This window comes from Burkholderia lata (genome assembly GCF_902499025.1).
Classification (GTDB): Bacteria; Pseudomonadota; Gammaproteobacteria; order Burkholderiales; family Burkholderiaceae; genus Burkholderia; species Burkholderia lata_C.
Map to the genome: position 1 here is coordinate 43,101 of NZ_CABVPW010000023.1, position 21,824 is coordinate 64,924.

Consider the following 21,824-nt stretch of genomic DNA (forward strand, 5'->3'; position numbering starts at 1 on the left):
TCGTCGAGCGAGAACGTGACCGGCACACGGATGACGGACGCATTCAGCGCATGTGCATGCCGCCGTTGACGTCGAATTCCGCGCCGGTCGCGAATGCGCCCGCGTCCGAGCACAGCCACGCGACGAGCGCGGCGATCTCGTCGGGGTTGCCGAGGCGCCCCACCGGAATCTGCGGCAGGATTTTCGTGTCGAGCACGTCCTTCGGCACCGAGTCGAGCATCGCGGTCGCGAGGTAGCCGGGCGACACCGTGTTGACCGTCACGCCGTGCCGCGCGAGTTCGAGCGCGAGCGCCTTCGTGAAACCGTGAATGCCCGCCTTGGCGGCCGCATAGTTGGCCTGCCCGTACGCGCCTCTCGAGCCGTTCACCGAGCCGATGTTGACGATGCGGCCGAAGCCGGCTTCGATCATGCCGGGCACGAACGGCTTCGTCATGTTGAACATGCTGTCGAGATTGGTGCGCAGCACCGCGTCCCACATGCTCTTGGTCATCTTCACGAAGCTGGCGTCGCGCGTGATGCCGGCGTTGTTGACGAGCACGTCGACACGCCCGAATTGCGCGAGCACGCGCGCCGCGCACTGCTGGCACGCGTCGTAGTCGGCGACGTCGACTTCGAAGCCGTGGAAGGTGCGCCCGGCTTCCCGTTCGTGCACCAGCCAGGTCGCGATATGGTCGTTGCGCTCCGTGTGCGACACGGCGACCGTCATGCCCGCCGCATGCAGGCGACGGCTGATCGCGGCGCCCAGGCCGCCCATGCCGCCCGTCACGAATGCGACCCGATCAGCGCACATGATCGTGCTCCCGCGTCGTATTCGCGCCGTCGCGCCGCCCGGCGGCAAGCGCCAACGCGCCGTTCGCGCCGGCCGTTTCCGTCATATTCGGTGTCGTCAAAGCGTCGATGGTCATGGTCTTCCCTCTGTCGATTCGGTCGAAGGGTCTGCACCCGTCTCGCGCCGCCGGCCCGATACCGGCCGCGACCGTGTCACTCTGCGGCTGTGCGGCACGGCGGCCGTTGATCTGGGTCAAGCGCGCGGGAAGCCTGCTTCGTAGACTGAATTGCACTGGCGGATACACCGTCGATGGAGCGATCCCGATGAGCTACAAGAGCATGGTCGTGCATCTCGATACGAGCGTTGGCGCGCATTCGCGCCTCGAGTTCGCATTGCGTCTCGCGCGGCGCTTCAAGGCGCACCTGACCGGGCTGTTCGCGATCTACACGCCGGAGCCGACTTCGTTCTACGTGATGGCCGGCTCCGCCGATTACTTTCGCGAGCATCGCGAACGGCGCGACGAACGTCTCGCCGCGCTCGAGCGCCTGTTTCACGCCGAAACGGCGCGGGCCAGGGTGTCGTCGGCCTGGATTCGCGCCGATGCGCGCGCCAACGTCGCGGTGCCGCGTCTCGCGCGCCTTGCGGATCTCGTGATCGCGGGCCAGAGCGACCCGAACGATCCCGAAACCTATATCGACGACCAGTTTCCGGAAACGCTCGTGCTGTCGGCGGGGCGTCCGGTGCTGTTCGTGCCGTACGCCGGGGAATTTCCGTCGGTCGGCGAACGCGCGCTGGTGGCCTGGGACGGCAGCCGCGAGGCCACGCGCGCCGCGCACGATGCGCTTCCGTTCCTCGAACACGCGAAACGCACGACGGTCGTCGCGGTGGTCGATGGCGATTCCGAAGCCGCGACCACCCGCATTCCGGCCGCGGATGCCGCGCTGATGCTTGCGCGCCACGCGCCGGACGTCAACGTGCTCGACATCGATAACGGCCCCGGCGCGTCCGTCGGCGACACACTGCTGTCACGCGCGTATGAAAGCGGCACCGATCTGCTCGTGATGGGCGCATACGGCCATCCGCGCTGGCACGAGCTGCTGATGGGCGGCGCCACGCGCACGGTGCTGGCGTCGATGACGGTGCCGGTACTGATGTCGCACTGAGCACGCCGGCCGCTGCACGAAGGCAAAGCGCTCGACACCGGATGCGATGCGCCTGCCGCGACGCGACGGCGCCGCTTGATCCAGATCAGCGCGATCGGCGCGCGCGGGCCGATGATCAAATCATTGATACGCGTTCAAAGGGGACCGCCATGTATTCGAACATTCTGGTCGCGCTCGACGGCAGCGAAACGTCTTCCCGCGCGCTCGATACCGCGCTGACGCTAGCGTCGGAATCGGGTGCGCGGCTCACGCCCGTCTACGTGGTCGATTTCCTGGTGCCGGCCTACGACATGTACGGCTACGACCCGTCGATCCTGATCGACGCGTTCCGCGAGGAAGGGCTGCGCGTCACCGAAGACGCAGCGAAGCGCATGCAGGCGCGCGGCGTCGCCGGCACGCCGCAGATCGCCAATGTCGAACCGGCCGGCGAAGACGTCGCGCAGCGGATCGTGCTCGTTGCGAAGGAAACCGGCGCCGACCTGATCGTGATGGGCACCCACGGCCGGCGCGGCTTCCGCCGCCTCGTCCTGGGCAGCGTCGCCGAGCGCGTGTTGCGGCAGGCCGCGTGCCCCGTGCTGATGATTCCGGCGAGTGGCTCGCCGGTGCCCGCCGCGGCGCCCGCCGCCGCGTCGACCGAAAAGGAGCCGTCATGAGCTACAAGACCCTGCTCGTCCATCTCGACGACAGCGATCGTTGCGCGACACGCGTCGAACTGGCGCTCGATCTCGCGGGACGCTGGAACGCTCACCTGATAGGCCTCTACGTGGTTTGCCAGGCTATCTTCGAACCGTTGCGGCGGCCCGACGAGCCGCTCAAGCTTGCGGTGTACGAGCGCCTGTGCGAACAGCGGCGCAAGGACGCGGAGGAGAAATTTCTCGAAGCCGCCGAGCGCGCGGGGCGCAGCGTCGAATGGCGGGCGCCCGCCGGCGCCGCGACCGACACGGCGATCCTGCATGCGCGTCATGCCGACTTGCTCGTGCTCGGCCAGGAAAATCCCGACGACCGCCTGACGCACGTCGCGCGCCATTTCATCGAGGACGTCGTGATGGGCAGCGGCCGGCCGGCGCTCGTCGTGCCGTACGCGGGCGACGTGCGCCCTCTCGGCGAGAACGTGCTGATCGCCTGGGACGGCGGGCGCGAAGCCGCGCGCGCGATGGCCGACGCGCTGCCGCTGCTCGCGCGGGCGCGTTTCGTGAACGTCGAGACGGTCGGCCACGGGCATCCCGATCCGGACAAGACGCCGGTCGGCGTGGACGTCGCCGCGTACCTGGAGCGCCACGGCATCCGCGCATCGTTCTCGACAACAGCGCGCGCGAGCACGGTCGGCGTTGGCGCGACCCTGCTGAACCGGGCCACCGACCTTCACGCCGACCTGATCGTGATGGGCCTGTACAGCCATACCCGGACGCACGAGCGCGTACTCGGCGGCGCGACGCGCACGATCCTTGAAACCATGACGGTGCCGGTGCTGCTGTCGCACTGAGCGCGAACGGAAACGGGGCAGCCTCATTCGGCCGCCCCGCCCTGGTGGATCACAACGCGCCCGGCGCGTCGCGGACCAGCAGCACGGGCCGGTCCGCGGTGCGTAGCAGCGACTCGGCGACGCTGCCGAGCAACGCCCTGCGAACCCCGTGCCGGCCGTGCGTCCCCATCACGATCAGGTCGGCATTGCATTCGGCGGCCGCGCGCGCCAGCACCGACGACACGTTCTCGCCGCGTGCGTCGATCGTTCGCGCGGTGCCGCGCACCCCGCACAGCCGGAACGCGGTCTCGGCATCGGCGACCGCCGTCGCCGCCCGGTCCGTCCCCACGCCGCTCGGGTCGATCCGCTCGACATAACCGCCGTCGATACCCGTCAGCTGCAGCAGATCCGACACGACGCACACCGCGACGACGAGGCCGCCCGACGCGCGGGCGATTGCAATCGCCTCGTCGAGCGCAAGCCGCGCGGCGCGCGTGTCGTCGAGCGCGGCGAAGATCCGTTCATACATGGCGTCTCCCGGTTGATCCATCCCGTTCCGGCCGGATCGGGAATTTCAGTCTGAGCGCGCCGCGGCCCGGCCCGTTGACGCCGATCAAGCGGGCGTCGCGACGGACATGGCGGCCCCATGCATCCGTCTCGAGTGCGACAAGATGCCGCGCGCTTGTAGGAATTGCCCTACAGCCCTTCCTCGTCACCTACTGAATCTTCAATCTCCGCTGATTTCATTCTCGCGTCCGGCTCGCCATACTTCCGATCAAGAAAAACGAACACGCGTGCCTTCCGGAGCAGCCCGGCGGCGCAGTCCTGCGTCGACTGCATCCGTCGTCCCGCCGGTCCGGAGCGGCGCGTCCTTGATGAAGGCGGCGAGGTTTCAAGCCGCCGTACTGCGGCCAGCGCGACCGTGCCAACGCGATTCGCTGCCCTCCCCCAACGAACCGGAGCAGATCATGCAGAGCCATGCCGAAGTGTCGATGCCCCCGTTGTCGCGCCCCTTTATTCCGCTGCACTCCGTCGAGCGGTCGGACCAGCCGAAGCGCGCGTCGTCCCGCTGCTCGTCGTGCGCGCTGCACGCCGCTTGCCTGCCCCAGGCGCTGACACCCGACGATTTCGCGCGGGTCGACGCGATGATCTGCACGACGCGTCACATCAAGCGCGGCGACACCCTGTATCGGGCCGGCGATACATTTAACAGCATCTACGCGGTGAGAACCGGATCGTTCAAGACCGTCGTCATGCATCGCGACGGCGACGCGCAGGTAACCGGCTTCCAGATCGCCGGCGAATCGCTCGGGCTGGACGGCGTGCATACCGGACGTCACAACGGCGATGCGATCGCGCTCGAAGACAGCACCGTCTGCATCATTCCGTTCGGCCAGCTCGAGCAGATGTGCCGCGAGGTGCAGTCGATGCAGCACCACGTCTACCAGATGATGAGCGGCGAGATCGTCCGCGAGTCCGCGTTGATGCTGCTGCTCGGCACGATGAGCGCGGAACAGCGCGTGGCCGCGTTCCTGCTGAATCTCTCGACGCGTTTCAAGGCACGCGGCTACTCGGCCGCGGAATTCGTGCTGCGGATGACCCGCGACGAGATCGGCGAGTATCTGGGCATGAAACTCGAGACGGTCAGCCGCATGCTGTCGAAGTTCCAGCAGAAAGGGCTCGTCGCGGCGCAGGGCAAGCAGATCCGCATCGTCGATTCGGAAGGGCTCGCGCGCCTCTGACGCCGCGGATTGCCCGGCACGGGCGGCGCGCGGCTCAGCCGCGCATGTCGAGTACGGCGGCGCCCGATACATGGCCCATGCGCAGGTCCGAGAGCGCGCGACTCGCGTCGGTCAGCGCATAGCGCGTGGCTTCGACCCGCAGCGGCATCGCGTCGGCGATCCGCATGAACGCGACGGCATCCGCGCGCGTCAGATTGGCCACCGATGCGATGCGGCGCTCGCCCCACAGCCACGCATACGGGAAAGCCGGAATGTCGCTCATGTGAATGCCGCCGCACACGACGATCCCGCCTTTGTCGACCGCCCGGAGCGCCACCGGTACCAGCGCGCCGACCGGCGCGAAAATCAGCGCGGCGTCGAGCGGCTCGGGCGGCGCTTCGTCGCTGCCGCCTGCCCATGCCGCCCCCAGCGACAGCGCAAGCTGCTGTGCAACGGTATCGCCGGGTTTGGTCAGCGCGAACACCTTGCGTCCTTCATGGTGTGCGATCTGCGCGACGAGATGCGCTGCCGCGCCGAACCCGTAGATCCCGATTCGCCGTGCGTCGCCGGCCATGCGCAACGTACGGTAGCCGATCAGGCCGGCGCAAAGCAGCGGCGCGGCGTCCTGATCCGAGTAGCGCCTCGGCAGATGCACGCAATAACGGTGGTCCGCGACGGTGCGCTCGGCATAACCGCCATCGATCGTATAACCGGTGAATCCGGGGCTGTCGCACAGATTTTCCCGCCCGGCGGCGCAATACGCGCAATGCCCGCACGTCTGGCCGAGCCATGGCACGCCAACCCGGTCGCCGACCGCGAAACCCGTCACGCCCGTGCCCGGCGACAGCACCGTCCCGACGATTTCATGCCCCGGAATCAGCGGCAGCTTCGGATGCGGGAGCTCGCCGTCGATCACGTGGAGGTCGGTGCGGCATACGCCGCAGGCATGCACGTCGATCAGCAACTGGCCTGCCGCAGGCACGGGGGCCGGCACGTGCGCTTCGCGCAAATCCGGTGCCGTGCCGTCGAACATCATCGCAAGCATGTGGACCTCCCCCGCGCGATCGCCTCGCGCGCTTCGCTTGTTCCAAGCCTAGGCGCCCGAAACCGAGTCCGTACGACTCGGTAACGCGGGCTTGACGTGGGTCAACGGCCGCCGGCCGGTTGCTGACAGGATGAAATGGCGTTCCGCCGCTGGCCGGCTCCCTGGAGGTTGTCGAATGAGATCCGTTACTCCCCTTGCCGCAATCCCCCGTCTCGACGATCGACTGCGGTCGCTGGTCGGCTACGCGGTGCTGGCGCCATCAAGCCACAATTCGCAGCCGTGGCGGTTCATCGTCGACGGAACGACGATCGCGGTATGCGCGGACCGGGTTCGCGCGTTACCGGTGGTCGATCCGTTCGATCGCGAACTGATCATCAGTTGCGGCGCGGCGCTGCTCAACCTCCGCGTCGCGCTCGATCATGCCGGGATCGCGCATACGATCAGCACGTTCCCGTCCGACATCGATCCCGACATCCTGGCACTCGTGCGCGTGTGCGACGACGGCTACACCGATGCGGAGCTCGGTACGCTGTTCGCCGCGATCCCCGAGCGCGTCACGACGCGCGCCCCGTTCGAATCCGAACCCGTTCCGGACGCGCTGCAGCGCGAGCTGATCGCGGCGGGCGCAGCGGAAGGTGCTGACGTGGCCTGTGCGGACTCGATCGCACGGCGCGCCCGGGTGGCCGAGGTCATCGCCGAAGCGGACCGCCAGCAGTTTGCCGACCCGCGGTTTCGGCGCGAACTGGCGAGCTGGATCGATCCGCGCCGGCACGTCGACGGCATGCCCGCGTTCGCGGCCGGCGTGCCGGCGCTGCTGGATTTCGCCGCGCCGATCGTGACGACCGCGGTGCGCACGTTCGATCTCGGCAACGGCCTGGCCGCGCTGCACCACCAGCTCGTCGGCGCGTCGCCGCTGACCGTTTGCATCTCGACGGTCAGCGACGATCGCGACGCCTGGCTCGCCGCCGGGCAAGCGCTCGAGCGCATGCTGCTCGTCGCGACGCGTGCGGGCTACACGGCGTCGTACCTGAATCAGCCGATCGAGGCGGCTGGACTGCGCGCGCACCTGTGCCAATTGCTCGCGCTGCGCGGGCATCCGCAACTGCTGCTGCGCATCGGGCGCGGCCCGCACGTGCCGCATTCGCCGCGCCGGCCGCTCGACGAAGTGATTGCCTGATCGCGCCCGGTGCCGGCTTTCGTTCCGACGCGGAAAACGAGGAAAAAACCATGAACGTCACGCGCCCACTCGCTGCCGGCGTGCTCGCCGCGCTGGCCGGCATCGCGGCCGCCCAGACGGCGGTGCCGGAACCCACCGAGCTCGTCAACGCACAGCACTGCATGTTTTGTCACACCTCCGACATGCCGTTCCTCGCGCCATCGTTTCATCAGATCGCGGAACGCTACCGGGGCGTGCCGCACGCCGACAAGCAGCTCGAAACCAAGCTGCGTGTCGGTGGCCGCGCGCATTGGGGCGATACGCCGATGCCGTCCGCCGCCGAGCGCGGCGGTCCGCTCTCGCGTGACGACGCGCGTCAACTGGTGCAATGGGTCATGAGCCAGTAACCGAGCCTCGTTATCCGCCCTCCATCATGAGCGCAGTCAAACGGACCGCTTTCAGGGCCCCGCAACGTCGCGTGCGAACCGCGCGCCCCCTTGCGCGGCGGCCGCGGCGCCGGGCCGATACCACGCACCGCATATGGGCCGATGAAGACACGACGCTCCTGAAGCGCCCCGGCATGCGCGGCCTCCGGCTGCAATTCGACTACTGGAAGGCCGAGGAGCGCCTGCAACAGGAACGCATCGGTCACGCCATCGTGGTTTACGGCAGCACGCGCATGGTCGCGCCCGCCGAAGCCCATGCGCTGCTGGGTGAAGCGAGCCGCGCGCTGGCGGAGCGGCCGCACGACGCGCGCCGGCGTCGCACCGTCGCGGCCGCGAGCCGTCTCGTCAAATACAGCGTCTACTATCGTGTCGCGCGCGAATTCGGGCGCATCGTCGGCCGTGCCGACCGGCGCACCCGCACGGCACGGCTCGCCGTGATCACCGGCGGCGGCCCGGGAATCATGGAGGCCGCCAATCGAGGCGCATACGAAAGCGGCGCGCCGAGCATCGGCTTGAACATCGAACTTCCGCGGGAACAGGCGCCCAACCCCTACCTCACGCCGGCCCTGTGCTTTCGATTTCACTATTTCGCGATCCGCAAGCTGCACCTGCTCGAACGCGCGAAAGCAGCGGTGTTCTTCCCGGGCGGGTACGGCACCTTCGACGAGTTGTTCGAGGTGTTGACGCTCCTGCAAACCCGGAAGATCGCGCCGCTTCCCGTGATACTCGTCGGCGAAGCATACTGGCGCCGCGCCGTCGATTTCGCGTTTCTCGCCGATGACGGGATGATCGATCGCAGCGATCTCGACTTGTTCGTCTATTGCGAATCCGCGCAGGACATCTGGCATGCCATCGGCGGCTGGTATGCACAGCGGCGATCGCCGCCGCGACGCTCGACCTCACGGGCGAACCACCCGATGCGGGAATGAGCCGAATTCATTGGGCCTTCATTGGGCCGTTTCCTGCGCGCGGCTCGAGGCCGTCCGATTGAACTCAGAGCGTGAAGGTGTCCGATTTCCTCATCTCGATCCACGTCATCCCGGCTCGCAATCCTTCGACGGCGGCCTCGCGCTCGGTGACGTGGGTCCTGCTATGCGCGAACGTGTGCTCGTATACGCCATCCGGCGACTTGAGCGTCACATGAATCCGGCAACGATAGCCCCCTGTTTCGTTGGGGATCGTCTCGATCGCCACCGACCAGTCCGCTTCGTGAATCTCGCCTGAAAGCGTCATCTCGTGCCCCTTCGCTCATTCCCGTCGCACCGGCAGCCCGCCGTGCCGCCCCGGTTCAGTCGACGACCAGATTGTCGACCACCGCCCGCACGCCTTTCGACGACCACGCGGCGCCGCGCACCGCCTCGCGTTCGGCTGCCGATCCGATCTTGCCCGACAGCGTCACGGTGCCGTCGTGCACGTCGACCTCGAGATGCATCGCCTCGCGCTCCGCGTGACGCATGATCGCGCGCTTGATGCTCTCGCCGATGTCGGCCGCGGCGACCGAGCCCTGCACGTGGATGTGGTCCGTCACGCCGGTCACGCTGCGCATCTGCGAGATCGCGCGCACCGCGAGATGGCTCTGGTGCACCCAGTCGACCTTCCCGGACAACGTGATCCAGCCGCGCTCGACCTGCACCCTGATCGCATCGTCATGCAGGCCGACGGTCCAGTGAAGCACTGAACGCACCGCGTTCGCGATGTCCTCGTCGGTCCGGACGTCGTCGTCCGGCAAATGCACGGTCATGTCGATCACGATCGCCTTGACGCCGGCGACGCGGTTCGCCGCTCGCTCGATCGCGAGTTTCTCCGCATAGCTCGGCGGATGGCCCGACAACGTCACGATGCGGTTCGCCACTTCGACGCCGACACGCGTCGCGTCGATAGTCGGGTCGGATTCCAGCTCGTCCTGAACGTCCTGCTTCAATTGCTTGTCGCTTTTCATCGCCTGCTCCCCAGTGAGCCGCGGCATTCGCCTTCGCCGCACGTCACCAGATTTGCACAGGCGCGCGGCGGGAACGCTGATGCAGGTCAATGGTGCCGGCGGCGCCGCAACGTGTTGCCAGCCGACGCGCCGCTTGACAAAGGTCAAGCGGGTGCCGCCCCTTCGTTCTATCGTGAGATCGCCGCGACGCGAGATGCCGAGCAGTCGCATACATGCTTGAAGGAGACCCAGATGACCGAACAGCAACTGTTGGCCTATTCGCCGGCGGCGCCCGCGCACCCCGTTGCGCCGCAGGGCGAGTCGCCCGCCGTCATCGATTTGCCCCGCCCGGATCTCGACGGCGGCGTTCCGTTGATGACGGCGCTCGCGGCAAGAATGAGCTGCCGCGAATTCGCCGCGGCGCCGCTCTCGCCGGAAACGCTCGGCGCCATGCTGTGGGCGGCGGACGGAATCAACCGGCCGGCGAACGGCGGCCGCACGGCGCCATCCGCCCATGCCTTCAACGAGATCGACATTTACGTCGCGCTGCCGGGCGGCGTATATCGCTACGACGCGCCCGCGCACCGACTCGTGCTGAAGCATGCGGTCGACGCGCGCAACCTGACGGGTTACCAGGATTTTGTCGGCCGCGCGCCGCTCGATCTCGTCTACGTCGTGCGAATCGCCGCGCTCCTGGCGATGCCGCCGCAGCAGCGCGACGTGTTCTCGGCGATCGCGGCTGGTGCGATTGCACAGAACGTTTCGCTGTATTGCGCGTCCGCCGGGTTGGGGACGGTCGTGCGCGGCTGGATCAACCATCGGGCGCTCGCCGACGCATTGCGTCTGAACGAGGACGAGTTACCGATCGTTGCGCAGACCGTCGGCTTCCGTGCGTGAGGCTCGTCGTCGGCGGCCTGATCCGGCACCGGATGCCGTCGCGCCGGTGGCGGCGGTCACACGAAAACAAACGGCGCGCGGATCGCGCCGCACGCCGTTTCGCTTTCCCCGGTGGCGCGATCCTGCCTCGCCGCGCCTGCCGCGCGCTCAGCCGATCGTCAGTTTCTTCTGTCCGGCCGGCGTCTTCTTCGGCAGCGTCAGCGCCAGAACGCCATCCTGATACGACGCCGTCGCGTTCGCGTCGTCGATCTCGCCGGGCAGCGAGAACGAGCGGCTGATCGTGCCGCTGTAGCGCTCGCGCCGGATCACGCGCTCGCCGTCCTTCTGCTCGTTGTTGCGCTCGATCTTTGCGTTGATCGAGACGGCCCGGCCCGTCACCTGGACGTCGATGTCTTCCTTTGCGACGCCCGGCAGTTCCGCGTTGACCTTATAAGCATCGTCGCTTTCCGTGACGTCGATCTTCATCGACGCGAGATTGGGTTCGTCCGTCATCGCCATGCCTCGCAGTGGCCTGAACAGCCCCTGGAACAGGTCGGAGACAGGGTCGACGGAAAACGGATCGTAGTGAATCAGATTGCTCATGATGTGCACTCCTCGAACGGTTGAATCGACCCGGCGCGTTCGTCCCGACGGTGCCGGACCGGAAGGCGGGACGCGCCGCCGCGGCACATGCGTGTCGCGCGAGGAACGAACCGTCCTGTCTGGCATCCAGCGTAGACGTGCCGGCCGGCTGCGGCTTGATACGTGTCAACGGCGCGCGGTGGTCAGGTGCAGAACCGGAAAAATCCGCTGTGGAGCAGGATCGGCCGGCCGCCGACTTCCTCGAGCATGCGGCGCGCCGCGCATTCGATGGCGGGGCGATTGCACGAGAACGCGGCCACGAGATCCGGCTCGCGAGGCGACGCGGCGCGGAAATGGTCTTCCAGTGCCTCGGCCGTGATCACGCATTGCACGCGCCGACCTTCGATGAGCGCTGAAAAGGCCAGCGCGGGCTCCATCCCGGAATACGCCGGTGGTTCGGCGGGAAACGAGATATCCATGACGGTCTCCTGACGGGATGGCGCCCCGATCGACGCTTGCACGGTGGGGTGTCAGGCGGCCGCAACGACTGCCCGCGCCGCGTCGTCGCCGCGCACGAGCAGTACCGGGCAGCTCGCCGCGCGCAGGAAGCGTTCCGCGACACTGCCGAGCACCATGCGCCGGATCCCGCGCCGCCCATGCGTGCCGAGTACGGCCAGATCGATCGCATGTTCGGCGACATAGCGCTGCAGGCGCTCCGCGACATCCTGACCGAGCTCCGTTTCGGCGATTTCCGTATCGCCGTTCACGCCCGCGCGCGCGATCGTCCGCTCGGCTTCTCGCAGCACGGCTACACCGTCACGTCTGACTTCCTCGATCAAGGCATTCGGATCGATTCGTCCGGCGTAACTGAGCAAAATGGATTTGTCGACGACGAAAACGGCAAACAGACGGGCTCCGTATAACCTGGCCATCTTCAGGCCTTCGTCAAGCGCTTGGCTGGACGAAGCACTACCGTCTACGGCGACCATGATATTCGTGTACATACGGACCTCGCGGGATGGACAGGCGTACAGGCGACGTTTGGACTTGCCTTCATCATCACCGCTCGTCGAGATCGGACGTTGACCGAAATCAACCGTGCGAAATGTCCGGCATCGCGCCGGATTTCGATGCGGAAACCGCACGACAGGATCTGCCGTGCGATTTCGCACACGGGTGGCGTTTCACCCATCGCAGCGATCGACTACCCGAGAATATTGTCGCCAAGGTCCAGCAACTGATGACGTAGCGCAAAGCGAATCATGTCCGATTCATTGGTCAGATCCAGTTTTTCCATAATGCGCGACTTGTACGTGCTGACCGTTTTGATGCTGATACTCAGGCACCCGGCCATCTGCGAGATCGATTGTCCGGAGGCCAAACCAACCAGGACCTCGAACTCCCGCTCAGTCAGACGATGATGCGCGAGCGTTCCGCTGTCGCCGTTAGCGACTTGCGCCAACAGATCACCCACCATCGTGCTCACGTATACCCCGCCATCGGCAAGCTTTCGAACCGCGTCGATCAGGTCCGACCGCGAGCAAGTCTTGGAAAGAAATCCCGAAGCCCCTGCCCGGAACGCACGCACCGCATGGGTCTGTTCGGAATGCGCGGTCAGAACGAGCACCCGGACGTCCTGGTGCTCCTTCTTGATTTGCCTGATAAGGTCGACTCCGTGAATGCCGGACATCATCCATCCGAGCGACAGCACGCGCGGCTTCAAAGCGCGCACGAGTTCGAGTGTGCCGGCCCCGTCCGTCGCTTCGCCGGCGACATCGAAGCCGTCGACCGCTTCGAGGACGTTGCGCACCCCTGCCCGCATGACGGCATGCGCGTCGGAAATCACCACTTTGATCATGACAAACACCCATCCATTCGGCAGGTGAACGAACCCGCAATGACCTGCGATTCACAGGCACCGGTTTGTTTGAAAGCATGGGGTCGTAAAGGCGTGTCGTCTGCACGCTGACGTACAAAGTGCGGCGGCCTGGGCGGATCGCCACGGCGCGCGCGCTTCCGGGCGAGACACGGTCCGTTCAAACCCGGTGCCGAATGTCGAGCGATACCTCGAAGTTGCGCCCCCTTGATCCAGATCAGCACGCAACGCAGGCCCGTGCCGATGCTGTTCATACGGCGTCAACGGTGTTCCAGTCTGCCGTACGACGTCATCCATACACACGCCAAAGGAGTCGCCATGCGCGCCGAACGGATAAAGGAGATGTGGGCCGAATTCGATGACCTTGCTTCGAAAAGCGAAAACGAGGATGTTCAATTTCTGATCCGGGCGATCAAGCTGCATGCTGAGCTGATGAATGCCCGACTCGGCGCGCTCGAGGCGTTGGGCAGCGTCAACGTTCAAACCAGACCGACATGATGTGCGGCCGGTAGCGGACGGCCGGGCCAGGTTCATCACGGCCCGGCCCCTGTTTGCTCCAGCGATGATCCTGCCGGGGTTTGCCGCACGGGGCTCCCCGCCCCGATCCCCGGCGCTCGCCTAGCTGCGGCGGTTGCCGAAGAGCCGCATCAGCATCAGGAACAGGTTGAGAAAGTCGAGATAGAGCGCAAGCGCGCCCATGATCGCCTTCTTGCCGGCGATCTCGTCCGCTTCGCCCGCGATGTAGATACGCTTGATGCGTTGCGTGTCGTACGCGGTGAGTCCCGTGAACACGAGCACGCCGATCACGGAAACGACGAACTGCAGCGCCGACGAAACCAGGAAGAGATTCACGAACCCCGCGATGATGATGCCGATCAGCCCCATGAACAGAAAGGAGCCGAAGCGCGAGAGATCGGCCCGTGTCGTGTAGCCATAGAGGCTCGTTGCGCCGAACGTGGCCGCGCTGATGAAGAACACGCGCGCAATGCTCTCGCCCGTATACACGAGGAAGATGCCGGAAAGCGAGAGCCCGACCAGCGCGGCGTAGGCCCAGAAACTGATCTGCGCCGCGCCGAAGCTGATGTGCTCGATGCGGAAGCTCAGCAACATGACCAGCGCCAGCGGTGCGAGCAGCACCACCCAGAAGAGGGGCGTTCCGGCGATCGACCGGTAAAACCCGGTTGACGCGCCGAGGTACGCAACAGCGCCCGTCAGCGCCAGGCCCCCGGCCATATAGTTGTAGATGCGCCGCACATACTGCCGAAGGCCGACGTCGTCGTCGCCCGATACGCGCTGCGACTCTTCTGGTCGCGCCCCCTGTCGAAAGTCGTTTCCCATGATCGATTCTCCTCGGATCGCATTCGTGGCGGCCGCGCTTCGTCGTGGCCGTTCCCGTGATCAATCTCGCCCCTCGGGTCACCGGGCACCTTGACGCACATCAAGCCCATCCGGCGCCGCACCCGCTCCGCAGGGCCTCGCGCGCATCCGAATTGCAGCGCACGAAGCCGCGGATCTGCTTGAGTTGCGTCAAGCCGCGCGCGATACGCACCGGCATGGCCTGCCGCATCCGGATCGGTTGACGCATCTCAATCGCCGCGCCCGGAACGCGGATATCGTGGCGCGAGCGCTCGCCAATGACGGCAGCGCGATCCGGCGTCCCCGGACGTCGACAGCGGTTTCACCCAATCTGAACAGGGGCATTTCCATGCAACGCAGCACACGGGATTCGGATCGAGCCGCCCGCCGACGCGCGGCCGGCATCGATCGGGACAACAGCCGGTTCTATCTGGTGGGCGGCGGCATCGCATCGCTGGCGGCGGCGGCCTTTCTGATCCGGGACGGCGACGTACGCGGCTGCAATATCACGATCATCGAAGCGCTCGATCGCCTCGGCGGCAGCCTGGACGGCGCGGGTTCGGCCGACGAGGGCTACGTGATCCGGGGCGGCCGCATGCTCGAAAGCAAGTACCTCTGCACCTACGATCTGTTTTCGTCGATCCCGACGCTCGACAAGCGCGGTTCCGTCACCCGCGAAATCCTCGACTGGAACGAGACCATGCGGACCGCGTCGAAGTCGCGCCTGGTGCGCGACGGCCGACGGGTGAACAAGCCGCCCTTCGGGCTCGACGAAGGGCACATCGTCGCGCTGGAGCGCCTGTCGATCGAGCCGGAAAGCATGCTCGGAAACAGCCGGATCTCCGATCACTTCAACGCCGGTTTCTTCACGACGAATTTCTGGCTGATGTGGTGCACGACCTTCGCGTTCCAGCCCTGGCACAGCGCGGTCGAATTCAGGCGTTACCTGCTCCGGTTCGCGCACATGGTGTCCGGATTCAACCAGCTCCAGGGCATCATGCGCACGGTCTACAACCAGTACGATTCGCTGGTCAGGCCGCTCGAGAAATGGCTCGACGAGCGCGGCGTGCGGTTCGAGTCGAATACCCGCGTGACCGATCTCGTGTTGAGCCGCACCGAGGGCGACACCCGCGTCGAGGAAATCGTCTGCGAGCGCGACGGCGCCACCACCCGAATCGCGGTGCGCGAAGGCGATTGCGCGATCGTCACGCTGGGCTCCATGACGGAAGGATCGAGCCTCGGCGGCATGGACCGCCCCGCGACGCTCAATGGCCGGGCCGACGCCGGCGCATGGGCGCTGTGGGAGAAGATCGCCGCAGGACGGCCGGCGTTCGGCCGCCCGGCCGCGTTCGCCGATCACATCGACGAATCCAAATGGCTGTCGTTCACGGCCACGCTGCGCGAGCCCGCCCTGCTCCAGCGGATTCGCGACCTGACCGGCAATGTGCCCGGCGAAGGCGGCCTGATCACCTTCGCGGAATCGAACTGGCTGATGTCGATCGTCGTGCCGCATCAGCCGCATTTCCTCGGCCAGCCCGAGGACGTCAGCGTGTTGTGGGGATACGGGCTGTTCGTCGACGCGCCCGGCAACTTCGTCGAGAAGCCGATGGCGGCCTGCACGGGGCGCGAGATCATGACCGAATTGCTCGGACATCTGCGACTCGCCGAGCAGGCTGACGACCTCCTCGCCGGGCTTACCTGCATCCCGTGCATGATGCCGTTCATCACGAGCCAGTTCCTGGCGCGCCAGGACGGCGACCGGCCGCAGGTGACGCCGGAAGGCACGGCCAATCTTGCTTTCGTCGGGCAGTTCTGCGAGTTGCCGGACGACGTCGTGTTTACCGTCGAATACTCGATCCGCAGCGCGCAGACGGCCGTTGCGGCACTGCTCGATCTCGACCGCCGGCCGCCCCCGGTCTACAAGGGACAGCACGACCCGCGGGTGCTGTATCGGGCATTCACGACGCTGCACGATGCCTGAGCGCGGCATGCAGGACGGCGAGCGCGGCGCTCACGATCTGCCCGCGCGACGCGCACCGGGCCGATCGGCAAGCGCCCGCGACCGGTTCGCGTCCTTGACTTGAATCAGGCGGGCCCCGCGGGCGGGCCCGATTCCCGATGCGCGGCCGGGGTGGCCCGGGTGACGGCGCGCAGCGCATCGATCTCGTCGAGCAGATCGAGCGCGAGCGCGATGCCGGGCGGGTTGATCATCAGATCCCGGGACAGGCGCTGCGCGATCGCGACACGGCGCAGCACCGCCCCGCTGAAACGCCACTCTCGCGGGCCGGCGCCCATCGGATCGAGGGCGCCCTCGGCAACCCACAGCGTCAGTTCCGCCTCGGACGCGCCGCTGATCCGGCACAGCTCGACGAACGTCAGCTCGACGCGCTCGTCGATGACCTGTCCTTGCAGACAGGCGGTTCTGGTTTCTTTCATGATGCGTCACCCGTAAAAATGCGCGCGCGGGTCGAAATCGAACGACTGGCGCATGGTGTCGTAGGCAGCCTTGCTCCGTTCGCTATCGGCGGGCGGCAGGACAATCTTGAGCTTCACGTACAGGTTGCCGGGCGGATCGCCGGGAATCCCCTTGCCTTTCAATCGCAGCCGTCTTCCGGATGGCGAATTCCCGGGCACGGTCACCGCGACCTCGCCGTCGGGCGTCGGCGTCGTGACCGTTGCGCCGAGTGCCGCTTCCCATGGCGCGACCGGGAGATCGACCGTCACATCCCGGTCGTTCACCTGAAAACGCGGATGGTCGCGAAACGCGATCTCGAGATACAGATCGCCGGGCGCACCGCCACCGTGCCCGACGCCGCCCTGTCCCGCCAACCGGATGTACTGTCCGGCCCGGATGCCTTTCGGGATGGAGACATTCAGCGTCCGCGGCTGCAGCCGCACGTGTCCCTGCGGGTCGATGCCCGGCAGGCTCAGCGAAATGACGCGCTGCGCGCCGCGATACGCGTCTTCCAGATCGACGACGAGCTTTGCATGGTGATCGCGCCCGGCGTTGAGCGGCCCGTCCGGCCTGGCTCGCCCGGCGGCGAAGATCGACGCCAGATAGTCGTCGAAGTCGGGCGGCGCGCCGGCTCCGCTGAATTCGAACCCTTCGTCCCAGTTCGGCTCCGGGCGGAATGCGTCGCCGCCGTGCCATCCGGCGCCGAGCCTGTCGTAGGCGGCCCGCTTCTCGGGGTCCTTCAACACCTCGTAGGCGTGCCCGACTTCCTTGAAATGCGCTTCGGCATCCTGATGCTTGCTGACGTCGGGGTGATATTTGCGCGCGAGCTTGCGATACGCCCGCTTGATGTCGTCCTGCGTCGCGTCGCGCGCCAGGCCCAGCACCTCGTAGTAGTCCTTGTATTCCATGAGAAAGACCTGACGGGAAAAGCGATGGAGCGATGGACTGGCCGGCGCATGCGTCGCCGCAGCCTGGCCGAAGCGGCGCCCCGTGCCGTGAATTCCGGCATGGCGCGGCGCGGGACGGCAGCGCGAAAGCGTCGTTCACGCGCGTTCGCGCCCCCTCCTTCGCAGCGTATTCAGCGATCCGGCAACGGGATTGACCCATGTCAACGGCCCACCGGCAAGCGTGGTCGACGATGTGACGACACGGAACAGGGGAGCCACGTGGAGCACCATGCCGACATCCTGAGCGGCGGACGCTGGTACCCGCGCGCGGCCGACTGGCGCGATCCGCTCGCCGTTCTGCTGGTGCTCGGCCTGGCGGTGCTCGTCGGCGCCGGCGCACGGCAGATGGTCGGGCCGCTCGTGATCGCTCAGCACGCGCCCATCACGCTCGCGCCCGGCGCGTTGCCTGAATACACGCTGCGCACGGTGATGCGCATGCTGGCCGCGCTGTGCGCGTCGCTGTGTTTCACCTTCACCTATGCGACGCTCGCCGCGAAAAGCCGCCGCGCGGAAATGGTGCTGATTCCGCTGCTCGACGTCCTGCAATCCGTGCCGATTCTCGGTTATCTGTCGTTTACGGTGGTGTTTTTCGTGTCGCTGTTTCCCGGCAATGTGCTCGGCGCGGAACTGGCGGCGATATTCGCGATTTTCACGAGCCAGGCATGGAACATGACCTTCAGTTTCTACCAGTCGCTGCGGATGGTGCCGCACGATCTGGACGAAGCGAGCCGCAGCCTGCGGCTGTCGGCATGGCAACGATTCTGGCGGCTCGAAGTGCCGTTCGCGATGCCCGGCCTGATCTGGAACACGATGATGTCGATGTCGGGCGGATGGTTCTTCGTGGTGGCCTCCGAAGCGATTTCGGTCGGCACCCTGCGAATCGCGCTGCCGGGCGTCGGTTCGTATGTCGCGCAGGCGATCGAGCAGCGCGATCTCCGCGCGGTCGGCTATGCGATTCTCGCCATGACCGTCGCAATCGTGCTCTACGACCAGTTGCTGTTTCGGCCGATGGTCGCCTGGGCCGACAAGTTCCGCTTCGAACAGACGGTCAGCCGAAGCGCGCCGCACAGCTGGGTGCTCGATCTGCTGCGGCGCTCCAGCCTGATCCGGCACGCAAGCGCGCCGCTCGGCTCGGTCCTGCAGCGGGCCGCGCACGCGCGCCTCGCGTTGCCGCGGCATGCGCCCGCGCTGCGTCTGTCCTTGTCCCGGCGCACGGGCGACGCGATCTGGCTGGCCTCGTGCGCCGCCGGCCTCGCTTACGTGGTCTCGGCGTTGCTGCGCGTCGCCGTACCGCGCCTGACCTGGGCCGATGTCACCGTCGTCGCGCACGACGGCCTGCTGACCTTGTCGCGGGTCGCCGTGCTGATCGCGATCGCGTCGATCGTCTGGGTGCCGCTCGGGGTGCTGATCGGACTGCGGCCCAGGATGACGGAGCGCGTGCAGCCGATTGCGCAGTTTCTCGCGGCATTCCCCGCCAACCTGTTGTTTCCGGTGGCGGTCTTCCTGATCGTGCGCTTCGGCCTCGCGCCGAGGATCTGGTTGAGCCCGCTCATGATCCTGGGCACGCAGTGGTACATCCTGTTCAACGTGATCGCGGGCGCGACCGCGCTGCCGGACGATCTGCGGGAAGCCGCCGCGAGCTTGCGCCTGCGGCCGCAGGCGTGGTGGCGCAAGGTGATGCTCCCCGGCATTTTTCCCTATTACGTCACGGGTGCGATCACGGCATCGGGCGGCGCGTGGAACGCCAGCATCGTGTCCGAAGTGGTCAGCTGGGGGCCGACCACGCTCGACGGCGGCGGGCTCGGCGCCTATATCGCGCGCATGACCGTTGCGGGCGACTACCTGCGCATCGCACTCGGCATCGCGATGATGTCGATACTGGTGATCGCCACGAACCGCCTGCTGTGGCGTCCGCTCTATGTGTATGCGGAACGCCGCGCCCGACTGGATTGACTCCCGCCATGTCCGAGCTTCCGCCTCCTGCCATTCAGCCCGACGCCGCGCCGGCCATTCGCGAGGCGCCGCCCGTGATCGAACTGAGCGATATCTGCATGTCGTTCGCCAAACCCTCGGGCGCGCCGCTGCCGGTACTGGCCGGCGTCGACCTGACGCTGCGCGAAGGCGAGATTCTCGGCTTGCTGGGGCGGTCGGGGTCCGGTAAATCCACGCTGCTGCGCATCGCGGGCGGTCTCGTCCAGCCCTCGTCCGGCCAGGTCCGTTATCGCGGCGCGCCGCTCGCGGGGCCCGCGGAAGGAATCGGGGTCGTGTTCCAGACGTTCGCGCTCTACCCGTGGCTGACCGTGCTGGACAACGTCGAGCTGGGACTCGATGCGAGCGGCTTGCCGCGCGAGGTCATTCGCCGGCGCGCGTCGTCGGTCATCGAACTGATCGGTCTCGACGGCTTCGAGTCCGCGTTTCCACGCGAACTGTCGGGCGGCATGCGGCAACGCGTCGGGTTTGCGCGTGCGCTCGTCGGCGAACCGGCGCTGCTGTTGATGGACGAGCCGTTCTCGGCGCTCGACGTGCTGACCGCCGACACGCTGCGCATGGATTTCCTGGATCTGTGGGCCGCGCGGCAGTTGCCGACCAAGGCGGTATTGCTCGTCACGCACAACATCGAGGAAGCGGTCCAGATGTGCGACCGCGTGCTCGTGCTGGGCGCGCATCCCGGCCATATCGTCGCCGAACTCCGGATTCCGCTGCCGCATCCGCGCCAGCGTCTCGACAGCCAGTTCCAGGCGCTCGCCAACGAAATCTACGCGATCCTGACCGCGCGGCTGGTCGAATCGCTCGATGCGCAGCGCAAGGGACTGGCCGATTTCACGCAACGGCTGCCGGTGGTGTCGAGCCACCGCATCGACGGCTTCATCGAGACCCTCGCCGCCGGCTCGAGCAACGGCTACGCCGAGCTGTCGAAGATCGCCGGGCCGCTGCTCAAGGTGGACGAACTGCTGCCCGCCGCCGCCGCGCTGCATATCCTGGCGTTCGCGGAACTGCGCGACGGCGCGATACGGCTCACTGCCGCCGGCCGGGTCTATGCGCAGGGACGTGCGGCCGACCGCAAGCGGCTGTTGCGCGAGCATCTCGAACATTTCGTTCCGCTTGCCAGTCACATCCGGGCCGTCCTCGACGAACGGGACGGGCATCGGGCGCCGCGCGAACGTTTCGAGCTCGAACTGGAAGATCGCCTCAACCGGCAGGACGCCGCGGATACGCTGCGAACCGTCATCGACTGGGGCCGCGCGTCGGGGCTCTACACCTACGACGACGCGACCCGCATGTTCGGTGCCGGCGATGAATAGCGCAGGCAGCCCTCGTCATGTCCATCGGACCCATCGGTCGGGCTGGTTACGCGCGGCCGTGCTGGGCGCCAACGACGGCGTGCTGTCGATGGCGAGCCTGATGGTCGGCATGGCGTCGGCGGGGATGGCGCCTCGCACGATGCTCACCGCCGGCATCGCGGGGCTTGCGGCCGGGATGCTGTCGATGAGCGCCGGGGAATACGTGTCGGTCAGCTCGCAGGCGGATGTCGAATCCGCCGATACGGAAATCGAGCGGCGGGCGCTGCAAGCCGATTATGCGCACGAGCAGGACGAGCTGGCCGATATCTACGTCCAGCGCGGTCTCGATGCGGTGCTGGCACGCCAGGTCGCCGAGCAACTGATGGCGCGCGATGCGCTCGCCGCGCACGCGCGCGACGATATCGGCATCTCGAGCGCCATGGCCGCCCGGCCGATCGCCGCGGCGGCCACCTCGCTCGTCAGCTTCGCCGCAGGCGGCGTCGGGCCGCTGCTCGCCGCCGTTCTCGCATCGCCCTCGCGGGCGGTCGCCGTCGTCGTCGCGGTTGCGCTCGCGGTCCTCGCCGCGCTCGGCGCCGCGGCCGCCCGGCTGGGCGGCGCGCAGGTCGCGCGGAGCGTGTTCCGGGTGCTTGCATGGGGCGCGTTGACGATGCTCGGCATGACGTTCGTCGGCCGGCTGCTCGGCGCGGTTCTCTAGCGGCGGCAACCGAAATCCGCACGATTGCGCCATCCGATGCGGCCCCGCGCAGAGAA

Annotated in this window: 27 protein-coding genes; 13 read left to right on the forward strand and 14 right to left on the reverse strand. The window is 67.0% G+C overall.

Annotation, left to right across the window (positions count from 1 at the left end):
• Positions 1-43: 43 nt before the first annotated feature.
• Positions 44-790 carry a beta-ketoacyl-ACP reductase gene (locus tag BDI24065_RS22745; protein ID WP_098553596.1) on the reverse strand — a complete coding sequence of 249 codons (747 nt, stop codon included), beginning with the start codon at positions 788-790 and terminating at the stop codon, positions 44-46.
• Positions 780-1,025 (reverse strand): hypothetical protein, encoded by a 246-nt coding sequence (locus BDI24065_RS22750; protein WP_175033148.1) that lies wholly within the window; start codon positions 1,023-1,025, stop codon positions 780-782. The genes BDI24065_RS22745 and BDI24065_RS22750 overlap by 11 nt, the downstream gene beginning before the upstream one ends.
• A gap of 67 nt (positions 1,026-1,092) precedes the next feature.
• Between BDI24065_RS22750 and BDI24065_RS22755 the strand changes: the two genes are divergently transcribed.
• The 3 genes from BDI24065_RS22755 to BDI24065_RS22765 all read left to right on the forward strand — a co-directional run bounded on the left by BDI24065_RS22755 (position 1,093) and on the right by BDI24065_RS22765 (position 3,415).
• Positions 1,093-1,932: a universal stress protein gene (locus BDI24065_RS22755; RefSeq protein WP_175033149.1), complete on the forward strand. Its 840-nt coding sequence runs from the start codon at positions 1,093-1,095 to the stop codon at positions 1,930-1,932.
• Positions 1,933-2,081: 149 nt separating this feature from the next.
• On the forward strand, positions 2,082-2,585 hold the full coding sequence (locus BDI24065_RS22760) for a universal stress protein (protein ID WP_174949886.1): 504 nt from the start codon (positions 2,082-2,084) through the stop codon (positions 2,583-2,585).
• Entirely contained in the window at positions 2,582-3,415 is an 834-nt protein-coding gene (locus BDI24065_RS22765; RefSeq protein ID WP_175033150.1) for a universal stress protein, read from the forward strand. Before BDI24065_RS22760 ends, BDI24065_RS22765 begins: the two co-directional genes overlap by 4 nt.
• A 49-nt stretch (positions 3,416-3,464) precedes the next feature.
• Here BDI24065_RS22765 and BDI24065_RS22770 read toward each other — a convergent pair whose 3' ends face one another.
• Positions 3,465-3,923: a universal stress protein gene (locus BDI24065_RS22770; protein WP_098553592.1), complete on the reverse strand. Its 459-nt coding sequence runs from the start codon at positions 3,921-3,923 to the stop codon at positions 3,465-3,467.
• Between the two features lie 439 nt (positions 3,924-4,362).
• On the opposite strand from BDI24065_RS22770, the gene fnr reads away from it, so the two are divergent.
• The gene (gene fnr / locus BDI24065_RS22775) at positions 4,363-5,136 is read left to right on the forward strand and encodes a fumarate/nitrate reduction transcriptional regulator Fnr (protein WP_175033151.1); all 774 of its coding nucleotides are present in this window, start codon (positions 4,363-4,365) and stop codon (positions 5,134-5,136) included.
• 34 nt (positions 5,137-5,170) lie between these two features.
• Here the strand turns inward: fnr and BDI24065_RS22780 are convergent, their stop codons facing one another.
• Positions 5,171-6,160, reverse strand: a complete 990-nt coding sequence (locus BDI24065_RS22780) for a zinc-dependent alcohol dehydrogenase family protein (protein ID WP_175033152.1) — start codon at positions 6,158-6,160, stop codon at positions 5,171-5,173.
• Positions 6,161-6,335: 175 nt separating this feature from the next.
• Here BDI24065_RS22780 and BDI24065_RS22785 point away from each other — a divergent pair, with 175 nt between their 5' ends.
• Genes BDI24065_RS22785 through BDI24065_RS22795 form a run of 3 tightly spaced genes read left to right on the forward strand, consistent with a single transcriptional unit; the run spans position 6,336 to position 8,691 of the window.
• Positions 6,336-7,337 carry an Acg family FMN-binding oxidoreductase gene (locus tag BDI24065_RS22785; protein ID WP_175033153.1) on the forward strand — a complete coding sequence of 334 codons (1,002 nt, stop codon included), beginning with the start codon at positions 6,336-6,338 and terminating at the stop codon, positions 7,335-7,337.
• A 50-nt stretch (positions 7,338-7,387) separates the two neighbouring features.
• Positions 7,388-7,723, forward strand: a complete 336-nt coding sequence (locus tag BDI24065_RS22790; RefSeq protein WP_175033154.1) for a c-type cytochrome — start codon at positions 7,388-7,390, stop codon at positions 7,721-7,723.
• A 26-nt stretch (positions 7,724-7,749) separates the two neighbouring features.
• The gene (locus BDI24065_RS22795) at positions 7,750-8,691 is read left to right on the forward strand and encodes a TIGR00730 family Rossman fold protein (RefSeq protein WP_254609833.1); all 942 of its coding nucleotides are present in this window, start codon (positions 7,750-7,752) and stop codon (positions 8,689-8,691) included.
• A gap of 64 nt (positions 8,692-8,755) precedes the next feature.
• Here the strand turns inward: BDI24065_RS22795 and BDI24065_RS22800 are convergent, their stop codons facing one another.
• Together BDI24065_RS22800 and BDI24065_RS22805 are read right to left on the reverse strand one after the other, a co-directional pair.
• On the reverse strand, positions 8,756-8,995 hold the full coding sequence (locus BDI24065_RS22800) for a hypothetical protein (RefSeq protein WP_175033156.1): 240 nt from the start codon (positions 8,993-8,995) through the stop codon (positions 8,756-8,758).
• Between the two features lie 55 nt (positions 8,996-9,050).
• A complete protein-coding gene (locus BDI24065_RS22805; protein ID WP_175033157.1) occupies positions 9,051-9,701 on the reverse strand; it encodes a BON domain-containing protein in 651 nt (216 codons plus the stop codon).
• A 231-nt stretch (positions 9,702-9,932) separates the two neighbouring features.
• On the opposite strand from BDI24065_RS22805, the gene BDI24065_RS22810 reads away from it, so the two are divergent.
• On the forward strand, positions 9,933-10,577 hold the full coding sequence (locus tag BDI24065_RS22810; protein WP_174980562.1) for a nitroreductase family protein: 645 nt from the start codon (positions 9,933-9,935) through the stop codon (positions 10,575-10,577).
• A 147-nt stretch (positions 10,578-10,724) separates the two neighbouring features.
• Here the strand turns inward: BDI24065_RS22810 and BDI24065_RS22815 are convergent, their stop codons facing one another.
• The 4 genes from BDI24065_RS22815 to BDI24065_RS22830 all read right to left on the reverse strand — a co-directional run bounded on the left by BDI24065_RS22815 (position 10,725) and on the right by BDI24065_RS22830 (position 12,996).
• The gene (locus tag BDI24065_RS22815; RefSeq protein WP_174949896.1) at positions 10,725-11,159 is read right to left on the reverse strand and encodes an Hsp20/alpha crystallin family protein; all 435 of its coding nucleotides are present in this window, start codon (positions 11,157-11,159) and stop codon (positions 10,725-10,727) included.
• Positions 11,160-11,341: 182 nt separating this feature from the next.
• Positions 11,342-11,617: a DUF1488 domain-containing protein gene (locus BDI24065_RS22820; protein WP_098553584.1), complete on the reverse strand. Its 276-nt coding sequence runs from the start codon at positions 11,615-11,617 to the stop codon at positions 11,342-11,344.
• A 51-nt stretch (positions 11,618-11,668) separates the two neighbouring features.
• Positions 11,669-12,142 (reverse strand): universal stress protein, encoded by a 474-nt coding sequence (locus tag BDI24065_RS22825; RefSeq protein WP_174949897.1) that lies wholly within the window; start codon positions 12,140-12,142, stop codon positions 11,669-11,671.
• 200 nt (positions 12,143-12,342) lie between these two features.
• Positions 12,343-12,996 (reverse strand): response regulator, encoded by a 654-nt coding sequence (locus BDI24065_RS22830; protein ID WP_175033158.1) that lies wholly within the window; start codon positions 12,994-12,996, stop codon positions 12,343-12,345.
• Positions 12,997-13,332: 336 nt separating this feature from the next.
• Between BDI24065_RS22830 and BDI24065_RS22835 the strand changes: the two genes are divergently transcribed.
• Positions 13,333-13,512, forward strand: a complete 180-nt coding sequence (locus BDI24065_RS22835) for a hypothetical protein (RefSeq protein WP_098553581.1) — start codon at positions 13,333-13,335, stop codon at positions 13,510-13,512.
• A 120-nt stretch (positions 13,513-13,632) separates the two neighbouring features.
• Here BDI24065_RS22835 and BDI24065_RS22840 read toward each other — a convergent pair whose 3' ends face one another.
• Complete coding sequence (locus BDI24065_RS22840; protein ID WP_174980295.1) at positions 13,633-14,352, reverse strand: Bax inhibitor-1/YccA family protein; 720 nt, start codon at positions 14,350-14,352, stop codon at positions 13,633-13,635.
• A 100-nt stretch (positions 14,353-14,452) separates the two neighbouring features.
• The gene (locus BDI24065_RS22845) at positions 14,453-14,599 is read right to left on the reverse strand and encodes a hypothetical protein (RefSeq protein WP_174980296.1); all 147 of its coding nucleotides are present in this window, start codon (positions 14,597-14,599) and stop codon (positions 14,453-14,455) included.
• A gap of 120 nt (positions 14,600-14,719) precedes the next feature.
• Between BDI24065_RS22845 and BDI24065_RS22850 the strand changes: the two genes are divergently transcribed.
• A complete protein-coding gene (locus BDI24065_RS22850; RefSeq protein WP_175033159.1) occupies positions 14,720-16,351 on the forward strand; it encodes an oleate hydratase in 1,632 nt (543 codons plus the stop codon).
• A gap of 104 nt (positions 16,352-16,455) precedes the next feature.
• Here the strand turns inward: BDI24065_RS22850 and BDI24065_RS22855 are convergent, their stop codons facing one another.
• The gene (locus tag BDI24065_RS22855; protein ID WP_175033160.1) at positions 16,456-16,806 is read right to left on the reverse strand and encodes a chaperone modulator CbpM; all 351 of its coding nucleotides are present in this window, start codon (positions 16,804-16,806) and stop codon (positions 16,456-16,458) included.
• Positions 16,807-16,812: 6 nt separating this feature from the next.
• Entirely contained in the window at positions 16,813-17,733 is a 921-nt protein-coding gene (locus tag BDI24065_RS22860) for a DnaJ C-terminal domain-containing protein (protein WP_174949903.1), read from the reverse strand.
• Positions 17,734-17,991: 258 nt separating this feature from the next.
• Between BDI24065_RS22860 and BDI24065_RS22865 the strand changes: the two genes are divergently transcribed.
• From BDI24065_RS22865 to BDI24065_RS22875, 3 genes are read left to right on the forward strand one after another with little or no spacing between them, the layout of a single operon-like run.
• Positions 17,992-19,725 (forward strand): ABC transporter permease, encoded by a 1,734-nt coding sequence (locus tag BDI24065_RS22865; RefSeq protein WP_175033161.1) that lies wholly within the window; start codon positions 17,992-17,994, stop codon positions 19,723-19,725.
• Between the two features lie 8 nt (positions 19,726-19,733).
• Positions 19,734-21,074: an ABC transporter ATP-binding protein gene (locus BDI24065_RS22870; protein ID WP_175033162.1), complete on the forward strand. Its 1,341-nt coding sequence runs from the start codon at positions 19,734-19,736 to the stop codon at positions 21,072-21,074.
• Between the two features lie 58 nt (positions 21,075-21,132).
• Positions 21,133-21,768: a VIT1/CCC1 transporter family protein gene (locus BDI24065_RS22875; protein ID WP_368040789.1), complete on the forward strand. Its 636-nt coding sequence runs from the start codon at positions 21,133-21,135 to the stop codon at positions 21,766-21,768.
• Positions 21,769-21,824: the final 56 nt, after the last annotated feature.